The organism is Nosocomiicoccus massiliensis (assembly GCF_000438455.1).
GTDB classification, from domain to species: Bacteria; Bacillota; Bacilli; order Staphylococcales; family Salinicoccaceae; genus Nosocomiicoccus; species Nosocomiicoccus massiliensis.
Genome location: NZ_CAVG010000084.1, coordinates 1 through 2,976 on the forward strand (window position 1 = coordinate 1; position 2,976 = coordinate 2,976).

Genomic DNA, 2,976 nt, shown 5'->3' on the forward strand with positions numbered 1-2,976 from the left:
TATATAAAAGGATGGTTATTTTTATAGCCAAATTGTCTTTTCTCGTTTATCAGTACGTTTTCTAAGAAGTTCTTTTGCGTTGTCGTTTTCTCCAAAGAAAATTGCCCCTACAACTTCTTCGTCTTCTTCAATGCCTAGTGCTGATTTTACTTCTGTAGCATTATAAACTGGCCCAGTCTTCCAAATAGAATCGATGCCCATACTCGTCGCTTGAACGAGCATATTTTGAATTGCTGCACCGACTGCTAAAATATCTTCTTCGTATTTACCGCGTGTCTTATTTTTATTTTTACTATAGACCGCTAAGATGACAGTTGGAGCAACCATCGTTTTACTGATCATTTTAACTTTCATACGCTGAAATTCTTCTTCACTAATGTCACGATTTTTTTGGAATTCCATCGCCGCATCATAAAACTGCTGCATATTTTCTCCTTGCATAACAAAGAACTTCCAAGGTTCAGTAATGTGATGGTTCGGCGCTTGGATTGCCGCTTCTATAATCGTTTCAACCGCTTCTTTAGAAATCGGTTCTGTCTTCTTAAATATCTTCGTACTTTTTCTATTTAAAATTGGTTCAATTACGCTCATTGGCCATTCTCCTTATTGAAATTCGTGTAGTGATTTAAATTGTATTTGAATATCGTCGTGAACACTTACGTTCTCGTCTCTCGTTAGTAATACCATCGGTTGGTCCCGATATGTAAATGAAACAAACGCATCCCCTCCGACGATTTCAACATCGTCGACGGTTACTGGAATGCCATCGTCAACGATTTTAATATCTTCTCGTCTAACAGCGAATAATTTACCGTCGCCTGTAAAAACGTTCATCGGGTACGTTCCGAAAAACTGCGCGACGAACGGATTATTTGGATGATGATACACTTTAGAAACGTCACTAAATTGCTCGACTTCACCGTCTTTTAAAACGAGTATTTTATCGCCTAATTTCATCGCCTCGTTATGATCATGCGTGATATATATAATCGTCTTCTCTTCTTCAGTTTTAATGCGTAAAATTAAGTCAGTAATTTCGCGTTTTAAACTCGTGTCAAGGCTAGCGAGTGGTTCATCCATTAATATAATATCTGCATTTGTCGCGAGACTTCTAGCGAGCGCGACACGCTGGCGTTCACCGCCTGATAGTTCGTTTGGAAGCTTATTTAAATGTCGCTTAATACCAAGTTCAGTCGCAATCGTTTCGACGTGAGTTCTGAGCACCTCTTTACTCATATGTTTCTTTATACTAAACTCGATATTTTGTTTCACTGTTAAATGCGGGTACAGTGCAAGGTTTTGAAACACAAATGTTAAATTACGGTCCTTCGGTTTAGCATCGGTCATTCTTTGACCATCGATATACACTTCACCATGTGACGGTTCAAGGAGTCCAGCAATTATACGTAAAATTGTACTTTTACCTGATCCTGACGGACCGACAATTACCAAACATTCTCCTTCTTTTATATTTATATTTATGTCTCGTAATGCACTCGTATCTTCGAAATGCTTACTCACTTGAGTCAGTTGTACTTTATCCATAATTATATTATACATAAATTGCTTACATATTGAACTAAATCGAGAAATCTAGCATAATATAGATGATGAGCGATTATGCTTAATATTATTTTAGGAGTGGGAATTCATACATGTCACATTTAGACAAAGTTAAAAACGGTAATGGATTTATTGCAGCGTTAGACCAAAGTGGAGGTTCAACACCTAAAGCTTTACGCTTATACGGTATCGCTGAAGATAGCTACGATACTGAAGAGGAAATGTTCGATCTTGTACACCAAATGCGTACACGTATCGTAACGTCACCAGCATTTACTAGCGACAAAATCTTAGGTGCAATTCTTTTCGAACAAACGATGGAAAGTAAAGTCGACGGTAAATACACTGCTGAATACTTAAGAGACAAAGGTATCGCGCCATTCTTAAAAGTAGATAAAGGACTTGCTGATGAAGAAAACGGAGTTCAGTTAATGAAACCAATGCCTGAGCTTGATGAGTTATTAGACCGTGCAAATGAACACGGCATCTTTGGTACAAAAATGCGTTCAGTGATCCATGAAGCAAACGAAGGTCCGATCAAAGAAGTTGTAGAACAACAATTCGAAATCGGTAAGAAAATTTTAGCAAAAGGATTAGTACCGATCATCGAGCCTGAAGTTGACATCAACTCTAAAGACAAAGAAAAAATCGAAGACATTTTAAAAGTTGCGATTTTAGACGAGTTAGATAAGTTAGAAGAAGGACAAGACGTCATGCTTAAACTGACAATTCCTTCAGTAAGAAATAACTTCAAAGAATTAGTCGACCACCCACGCGTCATTCGTGTCGTTGCATTATCAGGTGGATATAGCCGTGCAACAGCAAACGAACTATTAAAAGAAAACGAAGGAATCATCGCGAGCTTCTCACGCGGGTTAACAGAAGGATTATCAGTCGATCAAACTGATGAAGAATTCAACAACCTACTCGCTGATTCAGTAGAAAAAATCTACGACGCTTCAGTAAACAAGAAATAATTAAAGATGATAAAACCGAAATTCCGATGGAATTCGGTTTTTCTATTTTTGCGGTTGTTTCATCAGTTAGATTTAGCTGCGTGGTGAGTTGGTGTGGTGGAATCGTCGGCGAAAATTGAATCTCTCCGATGATTATGGTAATCGTCGGTGAATTCCATTCCCCACCGACGCTAACAGGACTTTCGTCGGCGAAATTTCTATTCGCCGACGGGAATTACCGAATCGTCGGTGAAATTCGTGATTTCCCATTTTTCGCCGACGATACTTCATTTTGCGTCGGTGTATCAAAAACTCGCCGACGATAATCTCCACAGCGACGGTGAGTTTTTCATCTCGCCGACGATTCGAGAAAAAATAGCAAAAGAACTCCTGCACCTCTCCTAAAAACCATTTGAAAAGTTTATAAAATCAAAAATATGTGTTTTTAGAAAATATT

3 protein-coding genes are annotated in these 2,976 nt (G+C 38.4%); 1 reads left to right on the forward strand and 2 read right to left on the reverse strand.

Annotated elements, in window-relative coordinates; translation table 11 throughout:
- Positions 1-21: 21 nt before the first annotated feature.
- Together TJ68_RS03770 and TJ68_RS03775 are read right to left on the reverse strand one after the other, a co-directional pair.
- Entirely contained in the window at positions 22-591 is a 570-nt protein-coding gene (locus tag TJ68_RS03770) for a nitroreductase family protein (RefSeq protein ID WP_040928831.1), read from the reverse strand.
- 12 nt (positions 592-603) lie between these two features.
- Positions 604-1,545 carry an ABC transporter ATP-binding protein gene (locus TJ68_RS03775; protein ID WP_162138451.1) on the reverse strand — a complete coding sequence of 314 codons (942 nt, stop codon included), beginning with the start codon at positions 1,543-1,545 and terminating at the stop codon, positions 604-606.
- A gap of 110 nt (positions 1,546-1,655) precedes the next feature.
- Between TJ68_RS03775 and TJ68_RS03780 the strand changes: the two genes are divergently transcribed.
- Positions 1,656-2,540 carry a fructose bisphosphate aldolase gene (locus tag TJ68_RS03780; RefSeq protein WP_040928832.1) on the forward strand — a complete coding sequence of 295 codons (885 nt, stop codon included), beginning with the start codon at positions 1,656-1,658 and terminating at the stop codon, positions 2,538-2,540.
- The last annotated feature ends 436 nt before the right edge of the window (positions 2,541-2,976 follow it).

Bases quoted from the DNA above. Each gene is read 5' to 3' on its own strand.
- TJ68_RS03775 (WP_162138451.1), bottom strand. From the start codon at position 1,545: ATGGATAAAGTACAACTGACTCAAGTGAGTAAGCATTTCGAAGATACG.
- TJ68_RS03780 (WP_040928832.1), top strand. From the start codon at position 1,656: ATGTCACATTTAGACAAAGTTAAAAACGGTAATGGATTTATTGCAGCG.
- TJ68_RS03770 (WP_040928831.1), bottom strand. From the start codon at position 591: ATGAGCGTAATTGAACCAATTTTAAATAGAAAAAGTACGAAGATATTT.